The sequence below is a fragment of the Actinoplanes solisilvae genome (assembly GCF_003999975.1).
Lineage (GTDB): Bacteria > Actinomycetota > Actinomycetes > Mycobacteriales > Micromonosporaceae > Actinoplanes > Actinoplanes solisilvae.
Window position 1 is genome coordinate 193,046 of record NZ_RJAC01000004.1, and the last position, 13,214, is coordinate 206,259.

A 13,214-nucleotide genomic window follows, 5' to 3' on the forward strand; every position below is an offset into this window, starting at 1 on the left:
ACTCGCCCGGTGCTGGGGCAGCCTCGGCGCATGAGATTGCTGATTCTGGGCGGGTCCGGTTTCGTGGGCCGTGCGGTCGCCGACGAGGGTGTGCGCCGGGGTTTCGATGTGACCGTGTTCAATCGGGGGTTGCGGGAGGCGCCGGCCGGGGTGTCGGTGCTGGTCGGGGACCGTCAAGGTGATCTGACGGCCCTGGGGGGCGGCACGTGGGACGCGGTGGTCGACACGTGGTCGGCCGAGGGTGAGGCGGTTCGGCGTACGGCGCAGTTGCTCAGCGGCCGGGCCGGGCATTACGCGTACGTGTCCAGCCGCTCGGTCTACACCGGTGCCTCTCCGAGGTCGGCGGAGGACGCGCCGGTCGTCGACGAGACCGAGCAGGGGTACGCCGGGGACAAGCGGCGCGGTGAGCTCGGCGCGGCGGTTTTCGACGGTCCGGTGCTGCTGGCGCGGGCCGGGTTGATTCTCGGCCCGTACGAGGACGTCGGCCGGCTGCCGTGGTGGCTGAACCGCCTCGCCCGCGGCGGGCCGACCCTGGCCCCCGGGCCGCGGGATCTGCCGTTGCAGTTCATCGACGTACGCGATCTGGCGAACTTCCTGCTCGGCACGGTCGGCCGGGACGGGCCGTTCGACCTGGTCAGCCGGCCCGGTCATACGACGATGGGTGAGTTCCTCGAGATCGCGAACGAGGTGACCGGTGGGCGGGCCGAGCTGCGGTGGACGGCGCCGGAGGTGATCGAGGCGGCGGGGATCGAGCCGTGGACGCAGCTGCCGGTCTACCTGCCGCCGGGCGAGCTGCACGACTTTCTGCACGGTGGCGACACGAGTAAGGCGTACGCGAACGGTCTGGTCTGCCGGCCGGTGCGCGCGACGATCGAGGACACGTGGGCGTGGCTGACCGCCCTGCCCGGCGACGCGCCCCAGCGCGCCGACCGGGCCGTCAAGGGCTTGGACCCCGCGGTGGAGGCGAAGGTGTTAGACGAGTAGCTCGGCCAGGCGGGCCGCGCCGACGTTGCCGCCGGACAGGATCACCCCGATGCGGGCCGGCGGCGGGTTCAGGCGGCCGGACAGCAGGGCGGCCAGGCCGCTGGCCCCGCTGGGCTCGAGCACGATCTTCAGCCGGTCGACGGCGAAGCGCAACGCGTCGCGGATTTCCTCGTCGCTGACCAGCACGATCTCGTCGACGAGTTCCTTGTTGATCGAGAAGGTGAGTTCGCCGGGGGTGGGGGCGGCCTGCCCGTCGGCGATCGTGCGTGGCACGGGGATCGTCACCCGCTCCCCCGCCGCCAGGGACAGGAACGTGTCGTTGCCGGCCTCGGGTTCGACGCCGACGACTCGGATGCCCGGCTGCACACCCTTGGCCGCGATGGCGCTGCCCGCGATGAGCCCGCCCCCGCCGACCGGGGTGAGGATCGCGTCGAGGTGCCCGGCCTCTTCGAGCAGTTCGAGGGCGGCGGTGCCCTGCCCGGCGATCACGTCGGGGTGCTCGTAGGGCGGGATCAGGGTCAGCCCGCGCTCGGCGGCGAGCCGGTCGCCGATCTGTTCACGGTTGCCGGTGTAGCGGTCGTAGGTGAGGATCTCGGCGCCGTAGCCGGCGACCGCGTCGAGCTTGGAGCGTGGCGTGTCTTCGGGCATGACGATGACGGCGTGGGTGCCGAGTTCGCGGGCCGACAGGGCGACCGCCTGCGCGTGGTTGCCCGACGAGTACGCCGCGATGCCGCGGGCGAGCTGCTCGGGGCCGAGTTTGCGGATGGCGTTGTAGGCGCCGCGGAACTTGAACGCCCCGATCCGCTGCAGGTTTTCGGCCTTCAGGTACACCTGGGCGCCGACGAGGGCGTCGAGGGTGCGCGAGCGCAGGACCGGGGTGTGGTGGGCGACCCCCTCGATCCGCTTGGCGGCGTCGCGGACGTCCTGCAAGGTCACCATATTTCGTTTCCCTTCCCACGCGGTGCGCCGATAACGTGCGCGCCGATGACGCTATCTCATGACTCCGACACTTCCGGGCGGCCGGTTCTGCTGCTGCACTCGACCGTCTGCGATCGCCGCCAGTGGGATCCGCAGATGGCCGCGCTCGCTGCGGCCGGGTTCCGGGCGGTCCGCTGTGACCTTCCCGGGTACGGCGACTCGCCGTACCCGGATGAGCTGTTCGACACCGCTGAGCTCGTTGTCGGCGTACTCGATGATCTCGGGATCGAAACGGCGGCCGTGGTCGGCTCATCGGGCGGTGGCCTGGTCGCCCTGGAGATCGCCGCCCGGTGGCCGCAGCGGGTGTCGTCGCTGGCGCTGCTGTGCACGGCGGCGCCCGGCATGTCGCCGAGCCCGGCCCTGCACGAGCTGTGGGAGCGCGAGGAGGCGCTGCTCGAAGCCGGCGATGTGGCCGCCGCGACCGACCTGAACGTGGCGACCTGGGTCGGGCCGCGCGCCGGCTCCGAGGCGCGGGCGCTGGTACGGCAGATGCAGCGGCACGCGTTCGAGGTGCAGCTCGCCGCCCCGCCGAACGCCGCGAAGGCATCCCCGCAGTGGGACCTGGCCACGATCACCGCGCCGGCCCTGCTCGTCTCCGGCGCTCACGACCTGCCCGACTTCGCCGCGATCGCCGCAGCACTGACATCCGTGTTGCCCGCGGCCCGGCACGTGTCGCTGGACTGGGCCGGGCATCTGCCGAACCTGGAGGACCCGGCGCCGGTCAACGAGCTCCTGCTGGACCTGTTGCGCCGAGAATGAACGTCATGGACCTCGAAGATCTGCGCCTGTCGGTCTATCACCGCTTCGCCTGCACCGGCAGCGCACCGGCCCCGGCCGAGCTGGCCGTCGAACACGGCGTTTCCGTGGACGACGTGCGGGCCGGGCTGGCGGCGCCGGCCGCTGCCCGGCAGTACCTGCGCGCGTCCGGTCTGTCCGGCCCGTTCTGGGGTCTGTGACGATGCCCGTACTGCAGCGGTTGAACGCCGGTCACGCCCCTGCGGTCCTCGCGTTCGAGCTGGCCAACCGCGCCTGGTTCGCCGCCTCGATCAGCGACCGCGGCGACGACTACTTCACCGAGTTCCCCGACCGGCACAACGCCCTGCTGGCCGAGCAGCGGGCCGGGGTGTGCGCCTTCTACGTGCTGGTCGCAGACGACGCGGTGCTGGGCCGGTTCAACCTGTTCGACATCGGCAATCACAGCGCGACCCTCGGCTACCGGATGGCCGAACACGCCTGCGGCCGGGGCCTGGCCACCGCAACCGTCCGCGACCTGTGCGGCCTGGCCGCGACCGAGTACGGCCTGCGCCGGCTACGAGCAGCCGCCGCCGACCGCAACATCGCCTCCCGCCGCGTGCTGACCAAGGCCGGTTTCGTGCCGACCGGCCCGGCCAGCCCCGGCGGCCAGCCGGGCACCTGGTTCGAACGCAACCTCACGGCGGCGGAGTGGCGTTGAGAGGCGGGCGCAGCAGATCGGCAGTCAGCGACCGGACGTCCGCGTCCGGGTCGACAGGCGCCACGCTCAGCAGGTCAGGGCCGTGCTCGGCCGCGGGTGCCCGGCGGGGCCGGGCACAGCGGGTCGTCGGGCTTGGTCTCCGGCTCGCCGGGCTCGGGGTCGGCGGCGCCGGACGGGTCGACCGCGGCCAGCAGATCCTGCATCATCGCCGGGTCGAAGACCGGGGTCGGTACGCCGTCGACGTCGGCGCGGGCGTCGTCGAGGGCCTTGGTGACGCCGACCGAGCCGAGGACCGCGTCCAGGTCGTGCTGGTCGGCCACCGGCGGGTCGGAGCTGTCGTCGGCGGGCAGGTTGCCCAGGGTGCCGCCGGTAGTGAAGTGGGTCTCCAGCAGTTCGAACGCCTCGACCAGCGGGGGCAGGCAGAACCGCAGCGCGAGCATCCACCACAGCTGGAACAGGAACACCACGATCGGCAGGAACAGCAGGAAGACGAAGAAGCCGACGATGATGAACAGCTCGAACGCGAACACGCAGATCCGCTCGGCCTCACCGACCGGTTTGACGGCCGGTTTGGGGACGCCGTCGAACGGGTTGAAGTGCATCTGCGAGCCGGGCGGGCTGGTCACCGCCACCCCGCCCGGCCCGGGTGGGCGCCCGGCGCGGGCGGCGAGCGTACGCAGGTCGGGCAGTTTGACGGCGACCTTGTGGTTCTTGGTGCCGTCCGGGTCGAAGACGGCGGCCAGCCGGAACGGTTCGGTCGGCTCGCTCCACGAGATCTTCGGCGGGCAGTGTTCGTGACCGGGTTCCGGGTTCCGGCGGGCGAAACAGTTGATCTCGTAGATGGCGTGGTCGTCGAGCCGTGGTGTCCCTTCGCGGTCCATGTCGGCCGAGTAGGTCGGCACCAGGCCGAACCACAGTGACCGGGTCCGCGCCGGCGGGCAGTCCTGTTCGCGCGGCGGTAGCCGCCACATCGGGATCTCGAGTTCGTGGTCGGTCTCGCCGGCCGGTGCCGGCGTGCCGGCGGTGCGCCAGTGTCCGCCGGCCGCGCCGACCATCCAGGCCTCGGTGGTGCTGTCGACGGTGATGCCGGCGAGTTCGTCGGCGTGGGCGGTCTCGAAGCCGCGGCGGGCGGCGAGGTCGGCCCAGAGCACGTCGGGCAGGTCACCGCCGCGCAGGCCGCCGGGCTGGGTGCCTGGTTGCTGGGCCTTGAGCAGGTCGCCGGCCATCTGGCGGGCCAGGCGGCGCACCTGCAGGACGGGCGCGTCGACGGTGGTGCGGCGGCGGCGCAGGACCATGCCGACCTCGATACCTTCGGCGTCGCCGGCTCGGGGCAGGCCGGGCACGTCGCAGAACAGTTCGACGACGATGACGTAGAAGCGGTCGTGGGTCGGCTGGTACAGCTTGCGCAGCTGGGAACGGACGAGGGTGTGGGTGGCGAAGCGGGCCCGCCCGGTTCCGGGGCCGGGCGTGGCGGCCACCGGGACCGGATAGGACCAGACGTCATCGCCGAGGTCGTCGAATCTGGTCGAGTCGCGTGGGTCGGTGAACAGCCGCTCGACGAAGTCGTCGGTCTCGTACTTCTGGATGGCCGGGCGCCGGGCCCGCGGGTCCAGCAGGCTGTACTGGCCGCGTTCGCGGACGTACCAGGGTGCGCGCAGGGCGTACGGGTGATCCATCGGTCCTCACAGGAAGTTTCCGGCGCCGGTGGTGTAGACCGGCGAGCTGATCGCCGCGTCAGCCTTCAGGGCCAGGCATTTGACGACGCCGGTGAAGGTGGAGACCGCCGCTGTGACTTTCACCTGGGGTGCGGTGATCTCGACCTCGGACGCGGTGATCTCGACGCCGCCGCGGCTGTTGAGGCGGATCACCGTGGTCTTGTTGGAGTGCTGCACGGTGATCTGCTGCACCGAGTCGTCCAGGACGACCTGGTGCCCGGAGCTCATCGTGATGCTGACCTTCGAACGGCCCTGGGTGTCGTCGAACTCGAGTTTGCTCTTGGCCCGCGAGCGCAGGACCCGGATGTTGTTGGTCTCCTGCGGGTCGAACGGGCGGTCCTTGTGCCGGTGCCAGGCCGCGCCGAGGATGTAGGGCCGGGTGAGGATGCCCGCCTCGAACGCGACGACGACGTGACTGTTACGGGCCGGCATGATTTGCAGGCCCTGGTCGTCGTCGGCGTACGGGCTGCACAGGGTCGCCCAGGGCCGGACCCGTTTGTTGCCGTCGGCGCCGAGCCACGGGAACCGTAACTGGACCCGGCCGAGCTTCTGCGGGTCACCGGCGATGCGGGTGACCACGGCCGGGTAGACGCCGAAGTAGCCGGGGGCGGCGCCGTCGGCGGGGGTCGGGAGACTCATCAGCTGACCTCGTTCACGATCGGGCGTTCGGCGTCGAAGTGGGTGCGGAACCCGCTGACGACGTCGAACGTGTGCGTCACCCGGGTCACGTAGTAGCCGCCGCCGTCGAATGACGGCCCGACCGACTCCAGCCGTAGCCGGCTGCCGACGACCATGTCGGCGGTGCCGCGGGTGACCCCGGTGGCGGTCACGAACTGCCGGGCCCGGCGCAGCATCTCGGCTTTCGCCCAGGCTTCGGCCTGCGCGGTGGTGTGCGGGACCTCCCGGATCCGGAAGGTGACGCTGGGTCCGAGCGCGTCCTTGACCAGGGCCGGGCCGTTACGGCCGCCGCTGACTTCGGCCTCGATCACCTCACGGCCGGCGCCGGCGTCGATGATCTCGTCGCCGCGGGCGCTGAACCCGCAGACCCGCACCTCGTGGCGCTGGTGGGACAGGTCGGCGCACAGCCGCAGCGAGATGACGTCGGCCGGGTACGACAGGATCAGCGACGGTGCGTCACGTTCGGTGCGGGGCTGGAAGTGCAGGGTCCGGCCGGTGCACCAGATCTCCGCCTGGATCAGCCGCGCGCGTTCGCGCAGGAACGCCAGGTCGCTCTGGTTGAGTTGCTGCACCAGGTCGTACGTGGGTCCGCCGCCGAACACGTCCGCGTCGAGGTGGTGCGCGGTCGCGATCTCCTGCGCCATCGCGCCGTCGGTGACGTCGGCGAAGGTGCGCAGGCCGCGGCTCATCCGCAGCCGCATCAGCGCGTCCTCGGCGTGCACGACGACGACCAGCGGTTGCGGGTCGTCCAGGACCGCCTCGACGGCCGAGACGACACCGTCGAACACGAAACGCTGCTCGGTGTCCGGCCCGATGCTGACCTTGATCGTCTTGGCCAGGTCGACGGTGCGCCCGTCGAGGTGCAGCCCCCGCCCGGGTGGCCCGGTCGCGCCCGCGCCGGTGGCCAGGAAGTGGGCCTGCAGGGTGCGCAGCCCTTCGACGCCCTCGCTGACCTCCAGACGTACGCAGTCACGGCCGAGGTCACGCACGAGCTGACCGTCGACGGTGAACACCGGGCTGGTGGCGGCAAGCGCCGGTTCAGTCATCGAAGTTCTCCGCGCGGACCCGGCGGGCCAGATGTTCGGCGCGGCGGCGGGCGGCGCGCCATTGCTGTTCGGTGACGCCGGGCGGCTGCGGGCCCGGTTCCGGTGTGGGCGGTCCCGGTGCGGCCGTGCTGTCCTGCACGACGCTGGTGTGCATCTCGCCGACCATGACGCTCACGTGCATTCACCTCCCGGTCTCCAGCGCATCGTGCGGGGCCGGGCGTCACGGCGGCGTTGCTGTTCACCGGCGGCCGGTGGCAGCTGTTCCCACGGCGCCGACCCGGCCCGGTCGGCGGTGGGTGTCTCCTGCGGCCGGGCCCGGGCGGCCACGCTGCGCCGGCCGCCGGCCTCGCTGTCGGCCAGGGTGGGCGCGTTGGCGCGGGCCCGCAGCGGGACGGCCCGGCCGTACCCCAGGGCGCGCCGGTCGATCTGCGGTGGCGTGGTGACCGCCCGGGACCCGGCCGACGCGGCGCCCGGCGGTGGGCGGGGCAGCCCGGCCGGTGGCGGCGGCGTGCCGGTGGGACCGGCCGGGGCGGGGGTGGCGAACGCCGATCGGGCCTGCGCGACGGCGGCGCCGGCCTGCCCGGCCCGCACGACGTCGAGGGAACGCTGGATGCCTCCGCCGGCGGCGAGCAGGAAACCGGCTGTCGTGCCCGCCTCGCGGCCGGGCTGCCCGCCGCCGGCCGCCCCGGTGATCGACCCGATGAAGGACCCGCCGATCGACCCGCCGGTGAGCACGTCGAAGGCACCGCCGGGCGAGGTGTCCGGGCCGAGGCCGAGGGCGGCCGACAGTTCCGCGCCGGCCGAGATGCCGGCACCGGCGGCGAACCCGGCCGACACGCCGATGCCGCCCGCGCCGTCGATCTCGGCGCCCAGCTCGACCTGCGCCCCGGCGCCGAGTTCGAACGGGTTGTCGAGGTTGTTCATCAGCGAACGCCAGGCCGACGGGTCCTTGCCCAGACCGGCCAGCACGTCCGGGGCGCTCGCCCGGTCGTTGACGGTGACGACCCGATCGCGGGTGCTGGTGCCGCTGGTGCCCGGTCCGCTGCGTTTCGGGCTGCCACCCGGATCGGTCGCGGTGGCGGCGTCGCGTTTGCCGGCGCCCTTGTCGTTGCCTTCCAGCTGCAGGTCCTGCTCGCTGATGGTCACGCTCAGCTTGGCCCGCAGCGGGGTGCCGTCGGCGGCGAAGTAGTCCAGGTCCTCCGAGACCCGGTCCATGATCCCGTTGAACGTGAACGTGCCCCACTTGAACTGGACCCTGGGCGGCGGGTCGGCCGAGCCGGGCGGCTGTTCGACGAACTTGCGGATCTCGGCGGTCCTGACCCGTACGTCGGCGGGGTGGTCGAGGCTGCCCTCCTCGGCGGTGTCGAACTCCAGGTCGAAGCTGAGGGTGGCCGGCTCGGTCGACGGGGTGGTGCGCTTGGCCGTCTTGACGGTCGCGCCGCCCTTGCTGACGTTGTTGCGCCGTTCCAGCTTCAGCGACGTGGGATTGAACTGGACGGTGACCACCGGCCCGGCCGGCGTGACCTTGGCCTTCTTGTCCTTGGGTCCGCCCTTGACGTCGTCCAGGCGTTGCAGGGTCGCCGGTACGAAGATCATGATCGTCCGCTCTCCAGGCGCAGGCCCTCGTGGGCGATGTGCAGTTCCTCGACCGCGATGTCGCCGGTCTTGCCGTTCAGCGCCGGCCCGGTCACCTTCATCGGCAGGCCCCGCTCGAACGTCCACCGGGCCACGGTGCCGGTCCGCCGCCGGTCCGGGGCCTTGACCTGGATCGAGCCGTCGTAGCGGGGAACCGGCAGGATCCCGGCGACCATCGACTGCAGCCACTGCCACACCCGGTCGTCGACGTAGCCGTCGTCGGCGATGAACATGCCGCGCTTGAGGACCAGCGGCTGCAGCTTGACCCGCCCGACCCGGCGGATCACCCCGTCGTTGCGGCCACCCTCCAGGTACTCCTTGATGTCCGCCTCGAGCTCCAGCCCGCTGCACTCCTGGAACCCGCCGGTGCCCAGCAGGTCGGGGGCGCCCGACCCGGACGCGGTCTCGCCGCGCGTCAGCGTGACGACGAAGTTGAAGGTCTGCGCCAGCTCAAACACGGTCGGCCTCCACGCTCACCACACCGTCGGCGTTCTGCGAGATCCGCAGCACGATGTACTCGATCGGTTCGGCCGGCGCCACACCGACCTCGGCGATCAGCCGGCCCAGCGCCAGCGACGAGGGCGGGTTGAGCCCGGCGTCGCAGTGCACGAAGAACGCGTCCTGCTCGGTGTCGCCGACGAACGCGCCGCCGCGGTAGAGCCGGCGCAGGAACTGGGTGAGCGTGTCGCGCAGCAGCGTCTGCAGGGCCGGGGTGCTCGGCTCGAACACCAGCACCTGCGCCTGGCGGGTCAGCGCCAGGCGCAGCATGGTGATCAGGCGGCGCACGCTGAGCTGCCGGTAGTCGGGATCGCCGGACAGCGTGCGGGCCGCGGTCAGCCGGAAGCCGTCGCGTTCGGCGCGGAACACGTTGACGCCGAGCAGGTGCAGCCGGTCATGGTCGGCGTCCCGGACCGGGTCGGCTGCGGTGACCGCGCCGAGCGCGAGCTCGTTGGCCGGGCCGAACGGGATGCCGAGCCGGTGCTCGCGGGCGGCGATGATGCCGGCCGCGAACGCCGACGGCGGCACCGGCACCGCCCGCCGCCGCGGGTCGTCGGCGCGGATCATCCCCAGCCACGGGTGGTAGGCGGCGGCGAAGCTGCTGTCGAACCGGGCCCGCCACTGCCCGATCGCGGACTGCGACAGCCGCGACGGCACGTCCAGCAGGGCCACGAACCGGCGTCGCTGCTCGGCCCGGGCCACCACGCGCAGCTGACGGTTGATCAGGTGCTCCCCGTCCAGCAGCGACTGGCCGGCGCTGACGTCGACGAAGGTCAGCGGCGCCGGGTCCGGGCCGCGCGGCCGGAAGCAACCGGTGCCCTCAGGCCGGGTGTGCACCGTCTCGATCTGCTCCGGGGTCCAGGTCCAGGCCAGATCCGGTACGACCAGCAGGCCGATCTCGTCGACGCGGGCGATCACGTCCACGCCGCGGTGGCAGGCTTCGTCGAGCGGGTCGTCGTCGGCCGCGAGCGCCGCCGGGGCCGAGGTGTCCGGGTCGTCGTCGTCGAAGAAGCTGGCCCCCGTGATCAGGTCATGGCGGTCCGCGCCACGAGCGCCGTCCACCGGCACGGACGTGACCGCGCGCAGCAGCGGATGGGGCGGCGGCACCTGCTCGGGCCAGTCGCCGGCCGGGGCGACGAGCAGCGACTCGTCGCGCAGCACGTCCGGCAGGAACCGGGGGTGCCCGGCCCGCAGCCCGAGGCCGGTGAAACGCTCCTGGCGGGCGAACTCCGGATCGGCGTCGTCGACCACGACCGTCGCGGTGACCACGGCGAGGGTGGTCCCGGCGGCGGTCGAGGGTGGCAGCGGCCGGTCCAGCACCGCGACCGGGCGGTGCCCGCCGCCCGGGGTCGTACGGTGGGCCCGGGCCACGATCCAGCGCAGTTCGCCGGCCGGTGCCAGTCCGTCGCGGCGCAGCCGCAGCAGCGTGCCCGGCGGCGCGGTGACACCGTCGGGCACCTCCACCTCGATGCCCTCCCCGAGCGGGGCACGCCAGTGCTGCGTGGTGTCGAACGTGAGCCGTACGGTCAGCCGGTCACCCCAGGAGCCCTCGTCGCGGGCCAGCACGTCGAGGCCGCCGGCCACGGGCAGCCGATGCCGGGCCCGGGCCGCGCCGCCGGTCACGGGCGCCACCCGTACGACGTACGCCTTCACACCGCCCTGGGCGAAGAACGCCTGGACCGCGAAGGGCAGCCGGCCGGGCCACGCGAGCTGCTCGCCTCCGTAGCGGAACCCGCCGAACCGGCGCAGGTAGTCCGACCAGCTCTGCACCGGTACGGCCGTGTCGACCGGGCCGCGTGGCGCCACGCCGACGAAGCCGCAGACGTCCAGGCGTACCGGTCGAAGGGCCGGTGCGGCGCGCTGGGCCGGGGCGGGATAGATGCCGGGCGCGCCCAGCCGCAGACCGATCGCGGAGGTCACGGCGGCGACTTGAAGTCGATCTTCTCGGCGACCAGGTGCAGCTCCTCCATGGCCACCTCGCCGCCGCCCTTGGCGCCCAGGGTCGGCCCGACCCACTTCTTCGGCTGGGCGTTGGTCAGCACCCAGCTGCACACGCCGGTGCGGGCCTCGTCGAGCAGGGTGATGGTCACCGTCCGGGGGGCGTGGTTGCCGCGGCGGGTCTCGTCCAGCCACACGAACAGGCTCCGGTCGGCGATGATGCCGCGTTTGAGGGTCACGTCGTCGGTGCTGTTGGTGTTGGCGATCTTGCGGACGTGGTTCTCCAGGTCGTCGCCGTTGCGGTACTCGGAGTACTTCACCTCGTTGCCCAGGCCGCTGACGTCGGAGAATCCCCCGACCGGGCTGCCGTCCCCGAGGGCGACGGTGAAGTTGAAGGCTCCGAACGGATTACGTGGGGCGGTCACCAGCTACCTCCAGGCCTCAGGCACGGTTCGCGTCGGCGGTCCACTGGCCGATGCGGAAGATCACGAACTCGGCCGGATAGGTCGGCGCCACCCCGATCAGGCAGATCAGCCGGCCGTTGTCCAGGTCGTTCTGGGTCATCGTGGTGCGGTCGCAGCGCACGAAGTACGCCTCCTCGGGCCGGTTGCCCATCAGCGCGCCGCTGCGCCAGGTGACCAGCAGGAAGTCCTCGATGGTCTGCCGGATCGAGGCCCACAGGCGCTCGTTGTTCGGCTCGAACACCGCCCACTGGGTCGACCGGTCGATGGAACGCTCGAGATAGATGAACAGGCGGCGTACGTTGACGTACTTCCATTCCGGGTCGGAGCTCATCGTCCGCGCGCCCCAGACCCGGTTGCTGCGGCCCTCGAAGAAGCGCAGCGCGTTGATGCCCTCCGGGTTGAGCACGGCCTGCCGCTGGAAGGTCACGTTCGTCTCGAACCGGGTGATACCGAGAACCACCTCGTTGGCCGGGGCCTTGTGCACGCCGCGTTCGATGTCGCTGCGGGCATAGATCCCGGCGACATAGCCCGAGGGCGGGATCAGCAGTTTGGACGGCGGCGAACCCGGGTCCGGGCGCCGGGTCGGGTCGACGATCTCCACCCACGGGTAGTACAGGGCCGCGTACGTGGTGTCGAACCGCGACCGGAACTGGCGCACCTGCGAGATCGAGCTCTGCGCGGGCGGGTCGACGATCCCGATCCGGTACCGCAGCGACGAGCAGTGCTCGATCAGGCTGTCGACCACGGTCTTCTGCTCGTCCTCGTCGGTGAACCGTACGGTGTCGGGCACCGCGACGATGGCGATGTCCTCGATCTCCCCGAGCGCGTTCAGGCCGGTGGCCGGGCGCCGCAGGTCGTCCGGGTCGGCGACCCGGCCGGCGACGTCGCCCGGGGTCAGGCCCGGCCCGTCGCCGCCCCCGGCCAGGAACGTCGGCTGGGTCAGCGTGAGCAGGGCGGCCAGCGCCGCGGCCGCCGACGGCGGCTGGTTGTCGGGGCCGGGCACGCGTTCGAGCCAGACCAGCGCGAACTCGTCGGCCGGGTCCTCCGCGTTCAGCACGTTGTAGACCGAGCGGGGATGGTCGGGGCCGAGCTCGAGCTCGGTGTAGACGTCGGTGCGCTCCCCCATCGACACGGTGACCGAGATCCGCAGGTGCGAGGCCTGCCGCCCGTCGGTGATCGGCTCGTCGCCGGCGTCACCGCGGTAGACCCACGTGCCGTCCGCGGCCCGGGCGAGCACCCGCAGGTCCCCGGCGGCCGGAGGCTGCGACTCGTTGATGGCGGGCACGACCTCGACGAGCCATCCCGGCTGGGCGCCCGACACCTGCGCCCGGCCGAGCCGGTCACGCACGATCAGGTTCTTGCTGCGCTGCAGCGCGACCTGCACGGTGATCTCGCCGCCCGAGGCGCCCGGCCACCGGGCCCGCCACCGCACGACCGGGGCCGGCGCCGCGACCGGCACACCCAGCGCGGCGAAGTTGTCCGCCGCGATGTTGCCGTTCTCGTCGCGCGGGAACACCCGGGAGATGTAGAGGCGGCGGCCGCCGTTGGCGAAGAACGCGCGGGCCGACAGGCCCAGGTAGTTCGGCGTCGACACGTCACCGAACAGCGGGTCGAGGTCGCCGAACGCCCGCTCGAACTCGGTGTAGCTGGTCACCAGCACCGGCTCGGGAACCATGGCCAGACCGTCGAGCTGGTAGGGCACCGGGCCGTACCGGGTGGCTCCGGCCATGCCGCAGGTGCTCGTCGGCACCCCCTCGATGGACCGCGACCGAAAACTGGTCTCCTCGACGTAGACGCCGGGAGTCAGGTACTCGGGCATGGTGGT

Annotated in this window: 14 protein-coding genes; 4 read left to right on the forward strand and 10 right to left on the reverse strand. The window is 72.4% G+C overall.

What is annotated here, in order from left to right; translation table 11 throughout:
• The first annotated feature begins 30 nt into the window (after nucleotides 1-30).
• Nucleotides 31-984 carry an NAD-dependent epimerase/dehydratase family protein gene (locus tag EER30_RS14300; protein WP_127500906.1) on the forward strand — a complete coding sequence of 318 codons (954 nt, stop codon included), beginning with the start codon at nucleotides 31-33 and terminating at the stop codon, nucleotides 982-984.
• On the opposite strand, the gene EER30_RS14305 is transcribed toward EER30_RS14300, so the two are convergent.
• The gene (locus tag EER30_RS14305; RefSeq protein WP_127500907.1) at nucleotides 973-1,923 is read right to left on the reverse strand and encodes a pyridoxal-phosphate dependent enzyme; all 951 of its coding nucleotides are present in this window, start codon (nucleotides 1,921-1,923) and stop codon (nucleotides 973-975) included. The genes EER30_RS14300 and EER30_RS14305 overlap by 12 nt on opposite strands.
• Before the next feature lie 45 nt (nucleotides 1,924-1,968).
• On the opposite strand from EER30_RS14305, the gene EER30_RS14310 reads away from it, so the two are divergent.
• From EER30_RS14310 to EER30_RS14320, 3 genes are read left to right on the forward strand one after another with little or no spacing between them, the layout of a single operon-like run.
• A complete protein-coding gene (locus tag EER30_RS14310; RefSeq protein WP_127500908.1) occupies nucleotides 1,969-2,721 on the forward strand; it encodes an alpha/beta fold hydrolase in 753 nt (250 codons plus the stop codon).
• Nucleotides 2,722-2,726: 5 nt separating this feature from the next.
• Nucleotides 2,727-2,918: a hypothetical protein gene (locus tag EER30_RS14315; protein WP_127500909.1), complete on the forward strand. Its 192-nt coding sequence runs from the start codon at nucleotides 2,727-2,729 to the stop codon at nucleotides 2,916-2,918.
• Nucleotides 2,919-2,920: 2 nt separating this feature from the next.
• The gene (locus EER30_RS14320) at nucleotides 2,921-3,415 is read left to right on the forward strand and encodes a GNAT family N-acetyltransferase (RefSeq protein WP_127500910.1); all 495 of its coding nucleotides are present in this window, start codon (nucleotides 2,921-2,923) and stop codon (nucleotides 3,413-3,415) included.
• Nucleotides 3,416-3,489: 74 nt separating this feature from the next.
• Here EER30_RS14320 and EER30_RS14325 read toward each other — a convergent pair whose 3' ends face one another.
• Genes EER30_RS14325 through EER30_RS14365 form a run of 9 tightly spaced genes read right to left on the reverse strand, consistent with a single transcriptional unit; the run spans nucleotide 3,490 to nucleotide 13,208 of the window.
• Nucleotides 3,490-5,091: a hypothetical protein gene (locus EER30_RS14325; RefSeq protein WP_127500911.1), complete on the reverse strand. Its 1,602-nt coding sequence runs from the start codon at nucleotides 5,089-5,091 to the stop codon at nucleotides 3,490-3,492.
• A gap of 6 nt (nucleotides 5,092-5,097) precedes the next feature.
• A complete protein-coding gene (locus EER30_RS14330; protein ID WP_127500912.1) occupies nucleotides 5,098-5,769 on the reverse strand; it encodes a phage baseplate assembly protein V in 672 nt (223 codons plus the stop codon).
• Nucleotides 5,769-6,854 (reverse strand): phage late control D family protein, encoded by a 1,086-nt coding sequence (locus EER30_RS14335; RefSeq protein ID WP_127500913.1) that lies wholly within the window; start codon nucleotides 6,852-6,854, stop codon nucleotides 5,769-5,771. The genes EER30_RS14330 and EER30_RS14335 overlap by 1 nt, the downstream gene beginning before the upstream one ends.
• Nucleotides 6,847-7,029, reverse strand: a complete 183-nt coding sequence (locus tag EER30_RS14340) for a hypothetical protein (protein WP_127500914.1) — start codon at nucleotides 7,027-7,029, stop codon at nucleotides 6,847-6,849. Before EER30_RS14340 ends, EER30_RS14335 begins: the two co-directional genes overlap by 8 nt.
• Complete coding sequence (locus tag EER30_RS14345; protein ID WP_127500915.1) at nucleotides 7,026-8,450, reverse strand: CIS tube protein; 1,425 nt, start codon at nucleotides 8,448-8,450, stop codon at nucleotides 7,026-7,028. The genes EER30_RS14340 and EER30_RS14345 overlap by 4 nt, the downstream gene beginning before the upstream one ends.
• Entirely contained in the window at nucleotides 8,447-8,947 is a 501-nt protein-coding gene (locus EER30_RS14350) for a phage tail protein (RefSeq protein WP_127500916.1), read from the reverse strand. The genes EER30_RS14345 and EER30_RS14350 overlap by 4 nt, the downstream gene beginning before the upstream one ends.
• A complete protein-coding gene (locus EER30_RS14355; protein ID WP_164842328.1) occupies nucleotides 8,940-10,907 on the reverse strand; it encodes a phage tail sheath subtilisin-like domain-containing protein in 1,968 nt (655 codons plus the stop codon). Before EER30_RS14355 ends, EER30_RS14350 begins: the two co-directional genes overlap by 8 nt.
• Nucleotides 10,904-11,350: a phage tail protein gene (locus EER30_RS14360; RefSeq protein WP_127500918.1), complete on the reverse strand. Its 447-nt coding sequence runs from the start codon at nucleotides 11,348-11,350 to the stop codon at nucleotides 10,904-10,906. The genes EER30_RS14355 and EER30_RS14360 overlap by 4 nt, the downstream gene beginning before the upstream one ends.
• A gap of 16 nt (nucleotides 11,351-11,366) precedes the next feature.
• Nucleotides 11,367-13,208: a phage tail sheath family protein gene (locus tag EER30_RS14365; protein WP_127500919.1), complete on the reverse strand. Its 1,842-nt coding sequence runs from the start codon at nucleotides 13,206-13,208 to the stop codon at nucleotides 11,367-11,369.
• Between the last annotated feature and the right edge of the window lie 6 nt (nucleotides 13,209-13,214).